The organism is Duganella sp. Dugasp78 (genome assembly GCF_059491455.1).
This window is the reverse complement of sequence record NZ_CP168506.1, coordinates 92,412-107,324: the sequence shown is the minus strand read 5'-3', so window position 1 is coordinate 107,324 and position 14,913 is coordinate 92,412. Positions and strand designations below refer to the sequence as shown.

General features: G+C 63.0%; 13 protein-coding genes. 12 read left to right on the top strand and 1 reads right to left on the bottom strand.

Features of this window, described 5'->3' with window-relative positions:
• Positions 1 to 49: 49 nt before the first annotated feature.
• The 11 genes from epsF to ACEN9O_RS00425 all read left to right on the top strand — a co-directional run bounded on the left by epsF (position 50) and on the right by ACEN9O_RS00425 (position 12,381).
• Complete coding sequence (gene epsF / locus ACEN9O_RS00475) at positions 50 to 1,459, top strand: chain length determinant protein EpsF (RefSeq protein WP_495615715.1); 1,410 nt, start codon at positions 50 to 52, stop codon at positions 1,457 to 1,459.
• A gap of 15 nt (positions 1,460 to 1,474) precedes the next feature.
• Complete coding sequence (gene epsG / locus ACEN9O_RS00470; RefSeq protein WP_495615714.1) at positions 1,475 to 2,350, top strand: chain length determinant protein tyrosine kinase EpsG; 876 nt, start codon at positions 1,475 to 1,477, stop codon at positions 2,348 to 2,350.
• Positions 2,350 to 3,261: an exosortase B gene (xrtB, locus tag ACEN9O_RS00465; protein ID WP_495615713.1), complete on the top strand. Its 912-nt coding sequence runs from the start codon at positions 2,350 to 2,352 to the stop codon at positions 3,259 to 3,261. Before epsG ends, xrtB begins: the two co-directional genes overlap by 1 nt.
• On the top strand, positions 3,258 to 3,944 hold the full coding sequence (epsI, locus tag ACEN9O_RS00460; RefSeq protein ID WP_495615712.1) for an exosortase-associated protein EpsI, B-type: 687 nt from the start codon (positions 3,258 to 3,260) through the stop codon (positions 3,942 to 3,944). The genes xrtB and epsI overlap by 4 nt, the downstream gene beginning before the upstream one ends.
• Positions 3,945 to 3,971: 27 nt before the next feature.
• Entirely contained in the window at positions 3,972 to 5,264 is a 1,293-nt protein-coding gene (locus ACEN9O_RS00455; protein ID WP_495615711.1) for an oligosaccharide flippase family protein, read from the top strand.
• Between the two features lie 58 nt (positions 5,265 to 5,322).
• Positions 5,323 to 6,441: a polysaccharide pyruvyl transferase family protein gene (locus ACEN9O_RS00450; RefSeq protein ID WP_495615710.1), complete on the top strand. Its 1,119-nt coding sequence runs from the start codon at positions 5,323 to 5,325 to the stop codon at positions 6,439 to 6,441.
• Positions 6,425 to 7,627, top strand: a complete 1,203-nt coding sequence (locus tag ACEN9O_RS00445) for a Coenzyme F420 hydrogenase/dehydrogenase, beta subunit C-terminal domain (RefSeq protein ID WP_495615709.1) — start codon at positions 6,425 to 6,427, stop codon at positions 7,625 to 7,627. The genes ACEN9O_RS00450 and ACEN9O_RS00445 overlap by 17 nt, the downstream gene beginning before the upstream one ends.
• A 10-nt stretch (positions 7,628 to 7,637) precedes the next feature.
• Positions 7,638 to 8,993, top strand: coding sequence for an O-antigen ligase family protein (locus ACEN9O_RS00440; RefSeq protein ID WP_495615708.1), 1,356 nt, complete (start codon positions 7,638 to 7,640; stop codon positions 8,991 to 8,993).
• Position 8,994: 1 nt separating this feature from the next.
• A complete protein-coding gene (locus ACEN9O_RS00435; RefSeq protein WP_495615707.1) occupies positions 8,995 to 9,912 on the top strand; it encodes a glycosyltransferase family 2 protein in 918 nt (305 codons plus the stop codon).
• 58 nt (positions 9,913 to 9,970) lie between these two features.
• Positions 9,971 to 11,146, top strand: a complete 1,176-nt coding sequence (locus ACEN9O_RS00430) for a glycosyltransferase family 4 protein (protein ID WP_495615706.1) — start codon at positions 9,971 to 9,973, stop codon at positions 11,144 to 11,146.
• Between the two features lie 62 nt (positions 11,147 to 11,208).
• Positions 11,209 to 12,381: a DUF1972 domain-containing protein gene (locus ACEN9O_RS00425; protein WP_495615705.1), complete on the top strand. Its 1,173-nt coding sequence runs from the start codon at positions 11,209 to 11,211 to the stop codon at positions 12,379 to 12,381.
• 65 nt (positions 12,382 to 12,446) lie between these two features.
• Here ACEN9O_RS00425 and ACEN9O_RS00420 read toward each other — a convergent pair whose 3' ends face one another.
• Complete coding sequence (locus ACEN9O_RS00420; RefSeq protein WP_495615704.1) at positions 12,447 to 13,625, bottom strand: glycoside hydrolase family 99-like domain-containing protein; 1,179 nt, start codon at positions 13,623 to 13,625, stop codon at positions 12,447 to 12,449.
• A gap of 414 nt (positions 13,626 to 14,039) precedes the next feature.
• Here ACEN9O_RS00420 and ACEN9O_RS00415 point away from each other — a divergent pair, with 414 nt between their 5' ends.
• Positions 14,040 to 14,774 (top strand): hypothetical protein, encoded by a 735-nt coding sequence (locus ACEN9O_RS00415; RefSeq protein WP_495615703.1) that lies wholly within the window; start codon positions 14,040 to 14,042, stop codon positions 14,772 to 14,774.
• The last annotated feature ends 139 nt before the right edge of the window (positions 14,775 to 14,913 follow it).

Here is a 14,913-nt window from a genome sequence, read left to right as displayed (position 1 = left end):
GTCGGCCCCGGTGGTGGGCCTTTTCCAGCTTAGCAATGAGAGCGTTATCATGAACTTTACTCAATTCCTCTTGATCTTGCGTGCGCGCAAGAAAATCATCCTGCAGACCCTGATCGCGGTGGTGCTGGTGACGGTGGTCGTCAGCCTGGTGTTGCCCAAGACCTATAAAGCGACCTCGTCTGTGGTGCTGAACTACAAGGGCGTCGACCCGGTCACCGGCCTGGCGATGCCAGGACAATTGATGCCCGGCTATATGGCGACACAGATCGACATCATTTCGAGCAAGAACGTGGCGTTGCGCGTGATCGACGAACTCAAGCTGGCGCAAAGCGCGGCCGTGGTGCAGCAGTTCAATGAGGCGACCGAAGGCAAGGGAACGGTGCGCGACTGGCTGGCCGACCTGCTGCTGAAAAAACTCGATATCGTGCCGTCGCGCGAAAGCAGTGTGGTGGAAATCAGCTTCAAGGGCGCCGATCCGCAATTCGTTGCCGCGGTGGCCAACGCCTTCGCGGAAGAGTATCAAAAGGCCAGCATCCAGCTGAAGGTCGATCCGATGAAGAAGGCCTCCAGCTATTTCGACGCCCAGACCAAGCTGCAGCGCGACGCGGTGGAAGCGGCGCAGAGCCGCCTGTCGAAATACCAGCAAGAGACCGGCATCGTCAGCCTGGACAACCGCCTGGACGTCGAGTCCAACCGCCTGAACGACCTGTCGGCCCAGCTGGTGATGGCCCAGGGGCAGCAGATGGAGGCGGCCTCGCGCCAGCGCATGGCGATGGGCGCCAGCGGCGCCGAGTCGCCTGACGTGGCGGCCAATCCGCTGGTGCAGAACATGAAGTCCAGCCTGAGCGCGGCCGAGGCCAAATTCGCCGACGTGGCCCAGCGCCTGGACAAGAACCATCCGCAGTACCAGTCGGCCCAGGCCGAGGTGGAGCACCTGCGTGCCGACCTGAAGGCGCAGATCCGCATCGCCTCCAACAGCGTCGGCAACAACGCCCAGATCCTGGCCCAGCGCGAAGCGTCGATCCGCGCCGCCCTGGCTGCGCAAAAAGCCAAGGTGCTCGAGCTGAACCGCACCCGCGACGAGCTCAACGTGCTGCAGAAGGACGTCGAGAGCGCCCAGCACGCCTTTGACGCGACCTCGATGCGCCTGGCACAGACGCGCATGGAAGGCCAGTCCGAGCAGTCGGACGTGGCGCTGCTGAATCCGGCGGTGCCGCCGATCGAGCCGTCCAGCCCGCGCCTGGTGCTGAACGTGCTGCTGTCGATTTTTGTCGGCACTTTCCTGGGCCTGAGCCTGGCGATGGTAGGCGAGCTGCTGGACCGCCGCGTGCGTTCGGAAACCGACATCGTCGAAGTGCTCGGCATCCCGGTGTTCGGCACCGTCGAGTGGAGCGCCAAACCGCGCCGTCCGCGCACCTTGTTGAATGCCTTCCTGCCTAGCCGCCTCCGACTGAACTAACCTATGGACACTCTCATGAACAATCCAGCGCCAGCCACCACCGCCGCGCCTGCGCCGCCATCGCGTGACTCCAGCATTGGCGGTCTGTTGCTCGAATCGGGCAAGATCACCCCGGAAAACGCCGAGCGCGTGCTGCGCATGCAGCGCGAGCTGGGCATCCGCTTTGGCGAGGCGGCCCAGCGCCTGGGCCTGATCACCGAGGCCGACATCCAGCAGGTGCTGGCGCGCCAGTTTGACTATCCCTATCTGCTGGAAAACGAGGGCAAGTTCTCGCCCCAGCTGGTGGCGGCCTACCAGCCGTTCAGCGTGCAGGTCGAGACCTTGCGCGCCATCCGCAGCCAGCTGATCCTGCGCTGGTTCCAGACCGGCCGCAAGTCGCTGGCCATCATCAGCATCAATCCGGAAGACAATGCCGCGCTGTTCTGCGCCAACCTGGCAATCGTGTTCTCGCAACTGGGCGAGCACACGCTGCTGGTCGACGCCAACCTGCGGGCGCCGCGCCAGAGCGAACTGTTCGACCTGAAGGCGCAGCAGGGCCTGTCGGACATGCTGGCCGGCCGCGCCGAGGCCAGCAGCGCCGCCAAGATCGATTCCTTTGTCGACCTGTCGGTGCTGCCGGCCGGCACCTTGCCGCCGAATCCGCAGGAACTGCTGAACCGGCCTGCCTTCGGCGCGCTGAACATGCAGCTGGAAAACCGCTACGACGTGGTGCTGTACGACACGCCGGCGCTGACGCTGGGCTCCGAGTCGCTGGCCATTGCCGCCCGCGCCGGCGGCGCGCTGCTGCTGGCGCGCAAGAACAAGACGCCGCTGGCCGACTTGAACGCGGTGACCACGCAATTGACGTCGGCCGGGGTGCAGGTGGTCGGCTCGGTGCTGGTTGATTTCTGATGGACATGGCGCGCCCGGTCCCCGCATCGCGCATCGCGCTGCTGCAGCAGGCGTTGCCGGAATGGCTGCCCATTCTGGTCGGCCTGCTGTGCATGTACGTGCCGACGTTCTACGACCTGTTCCATGGCGTCTGGGCCAGCGAGGAGCAGGCCCACGGCCCGATCATCCTGGCCCTGTCGCTGTGGCTGCTCTACCGCCAGTGGCCGGACATGATGGCCCGCAGCGAAGGACGCGGCACCAGTGCGGCCGGCTGGCTGGTGCTGGCTGTGGGCCTGGCGCTGTACGCGGTGGGGCGCTCGCAGCAGATATTGGTGGCCGAGATCGGCTCCTTCATCTGGGTGCTGCTGGCGGTGCTGCTGATCAAGCGCGGCGGCAGCGCCTTCCGGGTGCAATGGTTTCCATTCTTCTTCATGCTGTTCATGGTGCCGTTGCCCGGCGCGCTGGTCGACATGCTGACCATGCCGATGAAGATGGCGGTATCCTATGTGACCGAGCAGTTGTTGTACTGGGCCGGCTTCCCGATCGCCCGCAACGGCGTGATGTTGCAGATCGGCCAGTACCAGCTGCTGGTGGCCAACGCCTGCGCCGGCCTGCAGACCCTGCTGACCCTGGAGGCGCTGGGTTTGTTCTATCTGAACGTGGTGCGCCACACGTCGGCGTTCCGCAATATCGCGCTGGCCGCGCTGATCGTGCCGATCTCGTTTACCGCCAACGTGATCCGCGTCATGGTGCTGACGCTGGTGACCTATTACTTCGGCGACGCCGTGGGCCAGGGCTTCCTGCACGGCTTTGCCGGCATGCTGTTGTTCATCAGCGCGCTGATCCTGATCCTCTGCGTTGATTCGCTGTTGCAATTGATCGTCAGGAGGCGCCAGGCCGGCGCGCTGGCGCAGACTGGAGTTCCGCAATGAAAAAGGTGATCGTGGCCAGCGTGGTGCTGGGCGCAGCGATGCTGTCGTCGGTGGTGTTGAGCAAGGTGTTGACGCCGACCGTCAGCCTGGCGGACCAGCAGACCCGCATCAACCTGGCGCAGCTGATCCCGCTGGACTTTGGCGATTGGAAGAACCTGGAGACCGATTCAGCCATGGTGGTCAATCCCGAGGTGGCGGCCGAGCTCAACGAGATCTACAGCCAGACGCTGAGCCGCACCTATGTCAACCAGCGCGGCGACCGCATCATGCTGTCGATCGCCTACGGCGACAACCAGAGCCGCCAGCTGCAGGTGCACCGTCCCGAGGTGTGCTACAGCGCGCAAGGCTTCAATGTGTCATCGCTGGAAAAAAAGGTGATGCAGACGAGTACCGGCGCCATCCCCGTGATGCAACTGGTGGCCCAGCAGGGCGGCCGTATCGAGCCGATCACCTACTGGGTGCTGATCGGCCAGAAGGTTGTGCGCGGCAACATCGAGCAGGGCGTGGCCAGGCTGGAGTATGGCCTCTCGGGCAAGATCGCCGACGGCCTGCTGTTCCGGGTCTCGACCATCACCGCCGACAAGCAGGATGCCTACGCGGTGGAGCAGTCCTTCGTCAACGCGCTGATGGCCAAGCTGCCGGCCCAGCAGCGCGCGCGATTGATCGGACACATCGGTGTCTGATCAGTGGCCGGAGCGGAGGTATAGGGTTTGTTAAGGCATACTTTTTTCATGGGCCTGTCCACCGTGCTGCGGTTGTTGACCGGCACCGTGGTGTTCATCATCCTGGCGCGGGCCTGGGGGCCGGAGCGCTTCGGTATCTTCATGTACGCGTTTACGCTGACGTCGCTGGCGTCGCTGGTGGCCGACTATGGCTTTTCCGCGCAGCTGATGCGTGAAGTGGCGCGGGCGCCGGCTCAGCTGGGCCATGCGTTTGCCTCGGTCATGAGCGCCAAGCTGATGATACTGGCGGTGGTGCTGGTGGCCGCGGTGCTCGCTTCGCTATGGCGCGGCGCCAGCGCCAGCGAGACTGCCGTCCTGTGGGTGCTGCTGGTGGGAGGATTGATCGGATCGTTTGCCGAAAGTTATATCGCGGTGTTTCGTGGCTTGAACCGCTACCACGAAGAAACCGTGATCATGGTGTGGGTGAACTTGTTGCATGTGGCCACCATCTGCCTGCTGTTGTGGCTGGGCAGCGGCGTGCTGGGCGTGGCCTGGGGCATCCTGGGCAGCCGGGTGTTGTTCCTGGCGATGGCCTGGCGCACCTTCCGCCGGATGCAGCCGCAACTGCCGGGATTCCAGGTTGGCAGCGCGGCCGAAGGCTGGCATTACATTAAGGTGGGTTTTCCGTTTGCGGCCGAATCGGGGTTCACGAATTTCCAGTCGCAGGCCGATACGCTGATTGTCAATTATTTCCTGGGACCGGTGGCGGTCGGCGTGTATCAGGCGGGATTGCGGCTGATGCAGGGCGCTAACAGCTTCGCGCAAGTACTCAGCAATGTGTACATGACGGCGATGGCCGGCAAGCTGGACGACGCCGGCGCGATGAAGCTGTTTGGTAACCGGCTGTTTTACCAGATGCTGTTGATCGGCATGCTGTGTTTCCTAGTGTTTACCATTGGTGCGGAGCCTATCACCAGATTGTTGTATGGTGCTAAATATTCCGCCCTGGTGGGCTTGATGCCGTGGTTCGGGCTGGTGTTGCTGGCACGTTATGTCGCGGCCAGTCATGGGGTGATCCTGTCCGCTATCGGCATGCAGAGCTACCGGGTCGCCGCCATCGGTGGCGCGCTGGCGGTGTTGTTTGCCGCCACCGCGCTGCTGGTGCCGGCGCTGAAGTTGAAGGGAATGCTGCTGTCCTCGCTGACGGCGGTGATCGTGTTGGAACTGTTGTATGTGTTGAGCTTGTCACTACGTGATATGCCGAGGGGGCTGAGCCGGCGCAACGTAGTGCTCCTAGTGTCGATTGTGGCCGCCAGCGTTTTTTTGATGCAATATAAATAAACATACCATGCTGACTATAGGCCTTTTGTGGCATTCGGTTACCTCGGGTAATCTTGGAGTGGGCGCACTCACTTTTTCTCAACTCGCGCTGGTGGAGCAGGCTGCTGCCCGGGCCGGCACGCCGGTCCAATTCCGTATGCTGGGCTGGATTCCTCCCGGCACCCGCGATCCCATCCCGCATGTGATCAGCGAATGCGGCATCACGCGCAGTTTCTTTGCGCCGTGGAAGTCGCCGTTCTGGTCGCATATCCGGTCCTGTGACCTGGTGCTCGATATCGGCGAGGGCGACAGCTTCACCGACATCTACGGCATGAGCCGCTTTGCCCACTTCACCGGCACCAAGCTGATGACCTGGCTGGCCGGCCGGCCGTTGGTGCTCAGTCCGCAGACCATAGGCCCGTTCAACCAGCCGCTGACGCGCATGCTGGCCAAGTTCGCGATGCGCCGCTGCCAGCGGGTGTTCGCGCGCGACCACATGTCGCGCCAGTACCTGCGCGAGCAGCATATCGAGAACGCCGACGAGGCCATCGACGTGGCGTTCGCCCTGCCGTTCCAGCGCCAGGCATTGGCCGGCAACGGCAAGATCAAGGTCGGCATCAACGTCTCCGGCCTGCTGTACAGCGGCGGCTACACGCGCGACAACCAGTTCGGCCTGACCATCGACTACGTCGCGCTGACCCAGCAGATGCTGCAGTGGTTCACCGGGCGCGACGACGTCGAGGTCTACCTGGTCTCGCACGTGATCGCCGACACCGTGCCGGTCGAGGATGACTACGCGATCAGCCGCACGCTGGCCGAGCAGTATCCCGGCACCGTGCTGGCGCCCAAGTTCAAGACGCCGGTGGAGGCGAAAAGCTATATCTCGGCGATGGACTTCTTCGTCGGCGCCCGCATGCACGCCTGCATCGCCGCGTTCTCGAGCGGCGTGCCGGTGGTGCCGCTGGCCTACAGCCGCAAGTTCAACGGCCTGTTCGAGTCGCTCGGCTATCACCACTACGGCGATTGCAAGGCGGCCAGCGAGGCGCAGTTGATGACGCTGATCCAGTCCTCGTTCGAGCAGCGCGCGGCGCTGCAGCAGGAAGTGGCGGCGGGCGTGCAAGAGGCCAAGCGCCGCCTGGCGCGTTACGAAGAGTTTTTGACCAGCCAGCTGCGAGCGCTCCATGCCAAGAATCATTAGCATCGAAAAGGTCGTCGACAGCGGGCTGTGCACCGGTTGCGGCGCCTGCCAGGCGATGTTCCCCGCCAAGGTGGCGGTGCGGCTCAATGCCGAGGGATATCTGCGGCCGCAGGCCTCGCAGGCGCTGGACGCCGCCGAGCGCCGCCAGTTCTCGCAGATCTGCCCCGGCGCAAGCCTGGAGCACAAGGCGCTGGAGGCGCCGTACGACGCCCTGTGGGGCCCGTTGATGACGATCCGCACCGGCTACTCGCTGGACGAGACGATCCGCTATGAGGGCTCCTCCGGCGGCGTGCTGTCGGCGCTGCTGGTGTATCTGCTCGAGAGCAAGAAGGTCGACTTCGTCGCCCACGTCAAGGCCGACCCGGCCGATCCGATCGGCAATGCGATGAGCATCAGCCGCAACCGCCAGGAAGTGCTGGAGGGCGCCGGCTCGCGCTACGCGCCGTCGGCGCCGTTGGCGGCAATCGAGAGCCTGCTGCGCGAAGGCAAGCGCTTCGCGTTTGTCGGCAAGCCGTGCGACGTCGCCGGCCTGCGCCAGTACCTGCGCGTTCATCCGCAGGCCGCGCCGCAGATCCCCTACATGCTGTCCTTCATGTGCGCCGGTATTCCAAGCCGCAAGGGCACCATCGCCATCTTGAACAAGCTCGAGGTCAAGCCGGAAGAGGTGGCCAGCTTCACCTTCCGCGGCAACGGCTGGCCCGGCATGAGCACGGCCATCACCCATCAGGGGCGCCGCTCGGAAATGGATTACGCCACGTCGTGGGGCACCATCCTCAACCGTCACCTGCAATTCCGCTGCAAGATTTGTCCGGACGGCATCGGCGAGTTTGCCGACGTGGTGGGCGCGGACGCCTGGTATGGCAAGGATGGCTATCCGGACTTCGCCGAGCGCGCCGGCCGCAGCCTGGTGCTGTCGCGCACGCGCGCCGGCGAGCAGCTGGTGCAGGAGGCGGTGGCCGCCGGCTATATCGCGGTGGAGGCGCTGGCGCGCGAGGAAATCGCCAAGATGCAGCCGTATCAGGAAAATCGCAAGAAGATGATCTTGTCGCGCGTGCTGGCCTTGCGCCTGACGGGACGGGTCATTCCCCGTTACCGCAGGTTCCGGCTGCCGCAGCTCGCGCTTACCGGCGGCTTGCGCGAGAACATGCGCAATTTTGTCGGCATGGCCCGCAGAACCTGGTTTTAGGTAGAACATTATGCAAAATCGTATCGCTTACGGCCTGTATCCGGCCCTGCCCACCGCCAAGGTCAAGACCACGGCCAAGCGCGACTGGTTGGCGCTGTTGTTCTTCATGCTGCTGTTCCTGCTGCCGCTGTGGCCGGAATTCGCCGAGGTGAAGCCGGGTGGCATACCGAACATCGCGCCGCCACGGCTGGTGCGGGCGGCACTTATTTTTCTGGCGACAATATATTTATTCCAGGACCGCGAGCGCGCGGCCGTGTTTTTCCGCCGGCTGCGTGAAAACTGGATGCCGATCACGCTGTTGCTGGCGTTCTTGGCGTTGCGCTTGGCCAGCGGGTTTGTCGCGCGGTTTCCAGTGCTGCAAATATTTGTCTTTGTGCGTAATGATCTGTGGTCCTACCTCAGTATTTTCTTCATCACCTTGTTTGTCTTGCGTGATGAGCGCGACGTCAAGCGGGTCATGGAGGTCATCGTTGTTGCCGGGGTGATTGTTGGCATGGCGGCTCTGCTTGAATTCTTCTTGAAACGAAATCTGTTTCAGCGGTTTATCTCGGTGACCAGCGACTACTTGATGGCTGTGCTGAGCGACAAGACACGCGACAATACCTATCGGGCGCAAGGGACGCTGGACCACCCGCTGTCGCTCGGGCAGTTCTTCGCGATGATTTTGCCGTGGTGCTGGTACTGTATGTTGCATTCCAAGCGCCTGCTATTTAAGGTGGCTGCATTCTGTTCTGGGGTGCTGGGTGTTGGGGCGATTTATGTCTGCGGATCACGTTCTGCATTTGCGATTGCGATTCCTGTGGTTGCCATAATGTTTCTCTGGGAATTGTGGCGATGGACACTGCGCTCACACAACCGGCCGGCGCAGTACCTGATCCTGTTGCAATTCCCGCTGCTGCTGGGCGTGTTTGCCGGTGTGCTGTATTACATCAAAAAAATTGCGGTCGGCACCACCCACGTGACGCAGGGCAGCGCCTCGATACGTATGGAGATGCTGAACTCCGGCATCGCCAAGCTAGGCGATGCCTTGTTCCTGGGTCATGGTCTGGGTGAAGCCACCAGTGTCGTCACCTTTGTCGGCGCCAGTGGTATCAAGACTCTGGACAACTACTACCTGATGATCGCTCTGGAATCGGGTATGGTCGCGCTGCTGCTGAACGGAGTGCTGTGGTTGTATTTCCTGTTCTTGTCGTTTTCGCTGTCACGCCAGAAGGATACTGCGAATGCCAGGATATCCATGCTGCTGGGACTGTCCGTGCTCGGGTACATCATCGTCATGACTATTCACTCGCTGCAAGGACTGACGTGGCTGCTGTTTGTCATCTTCGGCTGCCTGCTGGTTTTAAAAGACAAGCGTGGCGCCTGATATGCTGCTGTCCATCCTCATCGTCAACTACAACGGCCTGCGCTTCCTGCGCGACTGCCTGGAGTCGGTCGAACGCCACGTACACTGCGAGCACGAAGTGATCGTGGTGGACAACGCCTCGGCCGACGACAGCGTCGCCTTCATCCGCGAGCACTTCCCACGGGTCAAGCTGGTGGCCAGCGCGGTCAATACCGGCTTCACCGGCGGCAACAACCTGGCGGCCGCGGCGGCCAGCGGCGACTTGCTGCTGCTGCTCAACAACGACACCGTCATCCTCAGCGATATCGGGCCGGTGGTCGACGCCATGGGCGCGCCCGGGGTGGGCATCGTTGGCGCCCATCTGCAATATGCGGACGCCCGCAACCAGCCGTCGGCCGGCTATGCCCACACGCCGGCGCGGCTGCTGCTGTCCTGGCTGGGCCTGTCCAATGTCGGCTTCCTGCCCAATGTGTTCCGCCGCGTGGAAACCCGTACGGCGTTTTACGACGCCGACCAGCGCGGCCTGGCCTGGGTCTCCGGCGCCTTCCTGCTGACCCGCCGCGCGCTGTGGGAGCAGCTGGGCGGGCTCGACGAGCGCTACTTCATGTACGTCGAGGACGTCGACTATTGCCGCCGCGTGCAGCAGGCCGGCTACTCGGTCGACTACGTCGCCAACGTCCACGTGCTGCACTACGAAGGCGCCGGCAAGCCATGGATAGGCGAGGCCGCGCTGCTGCGCACGATGACCTCGTACGCGCTGTTCCTGCGTAAATATTACAGCCCCGGCATCGCGGTGCTGACCAAGCTGTCGCTGGGCCTGGTCATGATGGTCCGCGCGCTGGCCTACCAGTGCAGTTCGCTGTCGTCGCGTTCGCAAGTGCTGGCCGAGAAAAAAGCGGCCTACTTCAAGGCCGCGCGCTATCTGCTGACCGCTGGCTGAGCGCCGTCGCATTCTTCCGTACGCCCGGCCCGCGCCGGGCCTGGCTAGTCATGAGATTATGAAAAAAATTGTATTGTTCATTCACCAGGGCGCCGAGCTCTACGGTTCAGACAAGGTGCTGCTGAACCTGGCCGCTGGTCTGCGCGACAGCCCCTTCCAGGCCGTGGTGCTGCTGCCGTTCGACGGCCCGCTGGTGGCCGAGCTGGCGCGCGAGGGCGTGGAAACCCATATCGTGCCGGTGACCAAGGTCAGCCGGGCGCTGTTCAGCGTGCGCGGCTTGCTGGGCTTGCCGGGCGACCTGTGGCGCGCCACCCGCGCCATCACGCGCGTGATGGCCGGGCGCAAGGTGGCGGTGGTGCATTCGAACACGCTGGCCGTGCTCAGCGGCGCGGTATGGGCCGCGCTGCATCGGGTGCCGCATCTGTGGCACGTCCATGAGATCCTGATGAAGCCGGCGCTGATACGGCGCGGCTTCCCGTTGCTGGTGCGTCTGCTGGCCGACAAGGCCGTGTCCAACTCCAGCCTGACCACGCAATGGCTGGTCGACGAGCAGGCCGCTCTGGCGCGGCGCACGGTGACGATCTGGAACGGCATCAGCCGCACGGTGCCGCACGACGCCGCCCGCACCGCCCAGCTGAAGGCCGAAGTGAACGGCGGCGTGCCCGAGCGCCTGATTGCCGCGCTGGTTGGCCGTATCAACCACTGGAAAGGCCACTTGCTGCTGGTCGAGGCGGCCGGGCTGCTGTGGCAGCGCGGCTATCGCGACATCCGCTACCTGGTGGTCGGCAGTATTTTTGCTCAGCAGGAGCATTTCCTGGATCAGCTGAAAGAAGCTATCGCGGCCTCGCCGGCACGCGACTGCTTTGTGTTGCGGGGCTTTACCGAATCGATCTGGGACGTGTGGGACGCCTGCGATATCGCGCTGGTGCCCTCGACCGAGCCGGAGCCGTTCGGCATGGTGGCGATCGAGGCCATGTGCGCAGGAAAGCCACTGGTGGCGGCCGCCCATGGCGGCCTGCTCGATATCGTCGACGACGGCGTCAGTGGTTTCCTGGCCACGCCGCGCGACGCCCAGGCTCTGGCCGACGCCATCGCCCGCCTGGCCGACGACGCCGCGCTGCGCCGGCAAATGGGCGCGGCAGGCCAGCAGCGCCAGGCCAGCCTGTTTTCGCTGGAAAGCCAGGTGGCTAAGACCATCGATGTGTACCAGGAGATGCTCGCCGTCGCCCAATAAGGGCCAGTCGCCCGGTGTGCCGGGCACGCCCATCCCTATCCGAATCCATAGAAAGTGCCCCCATGTCGACTCCGATCTCCGACCCGAAGCAATTAAAGAAAATCCGCATCCTTGGCACCCGCGGCGTGCCGGCCAACCACGGAGGTTTTGAAACCTTTGCCGAACACCTGGCGCTGTACCTGGTGAAGCAGGGGTGGGAAGTCATCGTCTACTGCCAGGAAGACAGCGGCGACCGCATCTACGAGGACGACTGGCAAGGGGTGAAGAGGGTGCACATCCCGGTCACCCAGCAGGGGGCGGCCGGCACCATTGTGTTTGACTGGAAATCGAATCTGCACGCGGGCAAAAGCTCGGGCCTGATCCTGACGCTGGGCTACAACACCGCGGTGTTCTCGCTGTGGTTCCGCCTGAAGGGGATCAACAACATCATCAACATGGACGGCATCGAGTGGAAGCGCCAGAAATGGGGCATGCTGGCCAAGACCTGGTTCTACCTGAACGAATGGGCCGGCGCCTGGCTCGGCAATCACCTGGTGGCCGACCACCCAGCCATCAAGACCCACCTGTCGACCCGGGTCAACAGCAACAAGATCACGACGATCGCCTACGGGGCGGCCGAGGTGGCGCAGGCCGATGTCGGCCGCCTGGCCCAATACGGCTTGACGCCGGGCAGCTACGCGATCCTGATCGCCCGCGCCGAGCCAGAGAACTCGATCCTGGAAGTGGTCAAGGCCTGGTCGCGCAAGCCGCGCGGCGTCAAGCTGGTGGTGCTCGGCAAATACGATCCGCAACACGCCTACCAGCGTGCGGTGAAGGAGGCTGCTTCGGACGAGGTGGTGTTCCTGGGGGCGATATATGAGGCGGAAAATGTCGGCGCACTGCGGTTTTATTCGCGCCTGTACGTGCACGGGCACCAGGTTGGCGGCACCAATCCGTCGTTGGTCGAAGCACTGGGTGCCGGCAACCCGGTGCTGGCCCACGATAACCAATTCAACCGCTGGGTGGTCGGCGGCGACTCCTGCTTCTTCGACGGCGAGGAGGGCTGTGCGCGGGTACTGGACGAACTGCTATCCAATCAGGACTTGTTGGCGCGCTTGAAGGCGTCGAGCCTGGCGCGTCACCGCGACGCTTTTACCTGGGATCGGATCCTGGGGCAATACGAGCAGTTGCTGTTACCGCATTCGGTGGCGGCGCTGGCGCCGGGGGCGACGCAAAACACCGCAATCACGCGCTAAGCGCGGCAGGCATAAAAAAAGCGCCGGCAGTTCAATAGCCGGCGCTTTGGGCGGGACGACGTGAATTACTCTTTGTTCTTGATATTGTCGCGCAGCGCCGCCAGGCGCGTGGTGCCGATATCCGGTGTCGGCGTCAGCCAGCCGCCTTCGCCCAATTCGTTCCAGGCATAGATGAACACGGTGTTGTTGGTGACCGTCGGATAGCTTCTCAACACATTCCGCACCTGCGTCGCATGGGCAATGAATTCGGCCGCATTTTTAGGCGTGCTGTTGTCATGCAGTGGATCGGCGGTCGTTCCGCCCCAGGGTTTCTGATTGAAGCCAGTCATCACCGTAGGCCACCACACCTTGCCCGGGGCGTAGTTCTTCATGGCTGGGAGCACCAAGTCATAGTTTTGCTGGCAGGCGGTCATCATTTCCGCGAAGCTATGGGTCAGGCGCTTGGTCCCATTGAAGATACCCTGGCGGATATTGTAGACATACATGCCGGCCACCGTGGCGCAGCGTGCCCAGGCGCCCACGTCCGAGGTCGCCACCATCAGGTACATCGACGGCTTGAACGTGCTGGACGTGCCCGACTTGTTGATTTTTCCGGGCGTGCTGCCGACGCGGACCACCGTCGTGTTGAGCGTGCCGGAGATGCCGCCGGTGGTGTCGCCCGCCAGCACATTGGTCACGATGTTGTGGCAATCCTCCAGGAACGCGTCGTGCATCCCGACGGCTTCGGCGGCCGTCGCGTAGGCGTAGGTCGCGGGCAGACCGTGGGTCAGCTTGATGATGCGGTCAATTTGCGCCACGTCATAGATGGCAAACACCGGACGGTTGTCCTGCTTCCAATACGACGATTCCCCCTTCATGTGCATCGCTGCGCGGCGTATGCCTTCAAAGAAGTACTCGCGCGAATCCGATGGCGGCGCCTTGCTGACGTTGGCGATGTTCGACCATTGCAGGAAGAACTTCATCAAGCCCTTGTTCGGCGACTTTTTGAAGTTGACGATGGGGTGGTTGAGGAACTCGTCGCGGTACCAGTTCATGGCGAAGACGTCGATGCCATACGAGCTGGCGGTCTTGATTTCGCCATCGATGACGGTTTGCTGGGATTCATCGTAACCGTTGGGCCATGGTCCGGCGGTCGGGAAGCGGCCCGGATAAGCCTTCATGTTGTGAGTGACGCCGGGCAACGCGGTGGTGGGATAGGAACCCCACGGATTGTCGCCGTGGACGCCCCGCTGGGACGGATCCATCGGTACTTTCCAGCCGCCGAAATAGGCCGCGATCAAGGTGCGTGAACTGGAAGCTGCGAACGCCGAAGCTGGCAGCAGTGAACTAGCGATTGCGCTGCCGGCGCCAACCAACAGCTGCCTTCTCTTGATATAAATCATGTTTTCTCCAGTGGAGTGATGAACCGTTTCCGCGCTGCGCTTGTCCCCGCAGGCGTTTGTGGGGCTATTTTATAGCAGCCAGACCGCTGGAAACCGTTAGCTCGCATGCGAAATGACAAAATATTGCAAGTAGCAACTTGAAAGTTCCTTAAAGCAACAGCCAGTGACAAAAATGTCATCATTTCGTCGCATCCGAGCGACAGCGGCATTTCAATTTCGGTATCACAGCATGGAGCGGATAAAATGGCCGGCAATTTTAAAGGAATTAACGACAGAATGTGTACCCGCACCCAAGGCAAACGCCTGCCGTCGGCGCGGCAGCGTGGCGCCGTACTGCTGCTCCTGCTCCTGGTGCTGGGCATGGGGGCGTCGGCCGTGCTGATGAGTGTCGCTGGGCGTTGGGATGGCCGGGCCGCCCATGTCGCCGCCACCCAGCAGGCGCTGGGGCGGGCCCAGGATGCGCTGATTGGCTTCGCCATCTTGCATGGGCGGTTGCCCCGGCCCGCAGTGTCGGCCACCGACGGCCGCGAATCCGGCCTGCCCTGCAAGGATGACGCCGGCTGTACCGGCGTGCTGCCGTGGGTAACGCTGGGGCTGGCGCCGCTGGATGGCTGGGGGCATCGCCTGCGCTACAGCGTTGCGCCGGACTTCACCCGGTCACCCATCGATTTTTCCATCGCTGTTGCCACCAAGACCGTGCAAAGCCGCGTCGGCGGCGTGCTGCAGTATGTGGCGGGCCAGGCGCTGTGCGAGCGCTCCGCGCAGTGCCTGCCGGCGCTGGTCTGGTCCACCGGGCAGAACAATTTCGGCATCGGCGAACAGGGTATCGTCCAGGCCTCGGTCAGCGACGTCAATCTCGACGAGCGCGCCAACGCCGCCGCCACCGTCAACCTGATCCGGCGCGCCGCCGCGGCAGCCGGCGAGCCGGGCGGGGAATTTGACGACCAACTGGCATGGGTGCCGCTGCTGCCGCTGATTAACCGTATTACCGCCACCTTGCCCGGCCCCTAGGCGCTTACTGCGGTGCAGCAAACTGCGCGGCGCCGCGCCCTATGAATGACGCACATTTGCCTTTGTTTCATTTTTTTGATATTGTTTTGTACACTGCATACATGCTAGTTCCTGATGGAAATTTCTTACGATTCAAGGG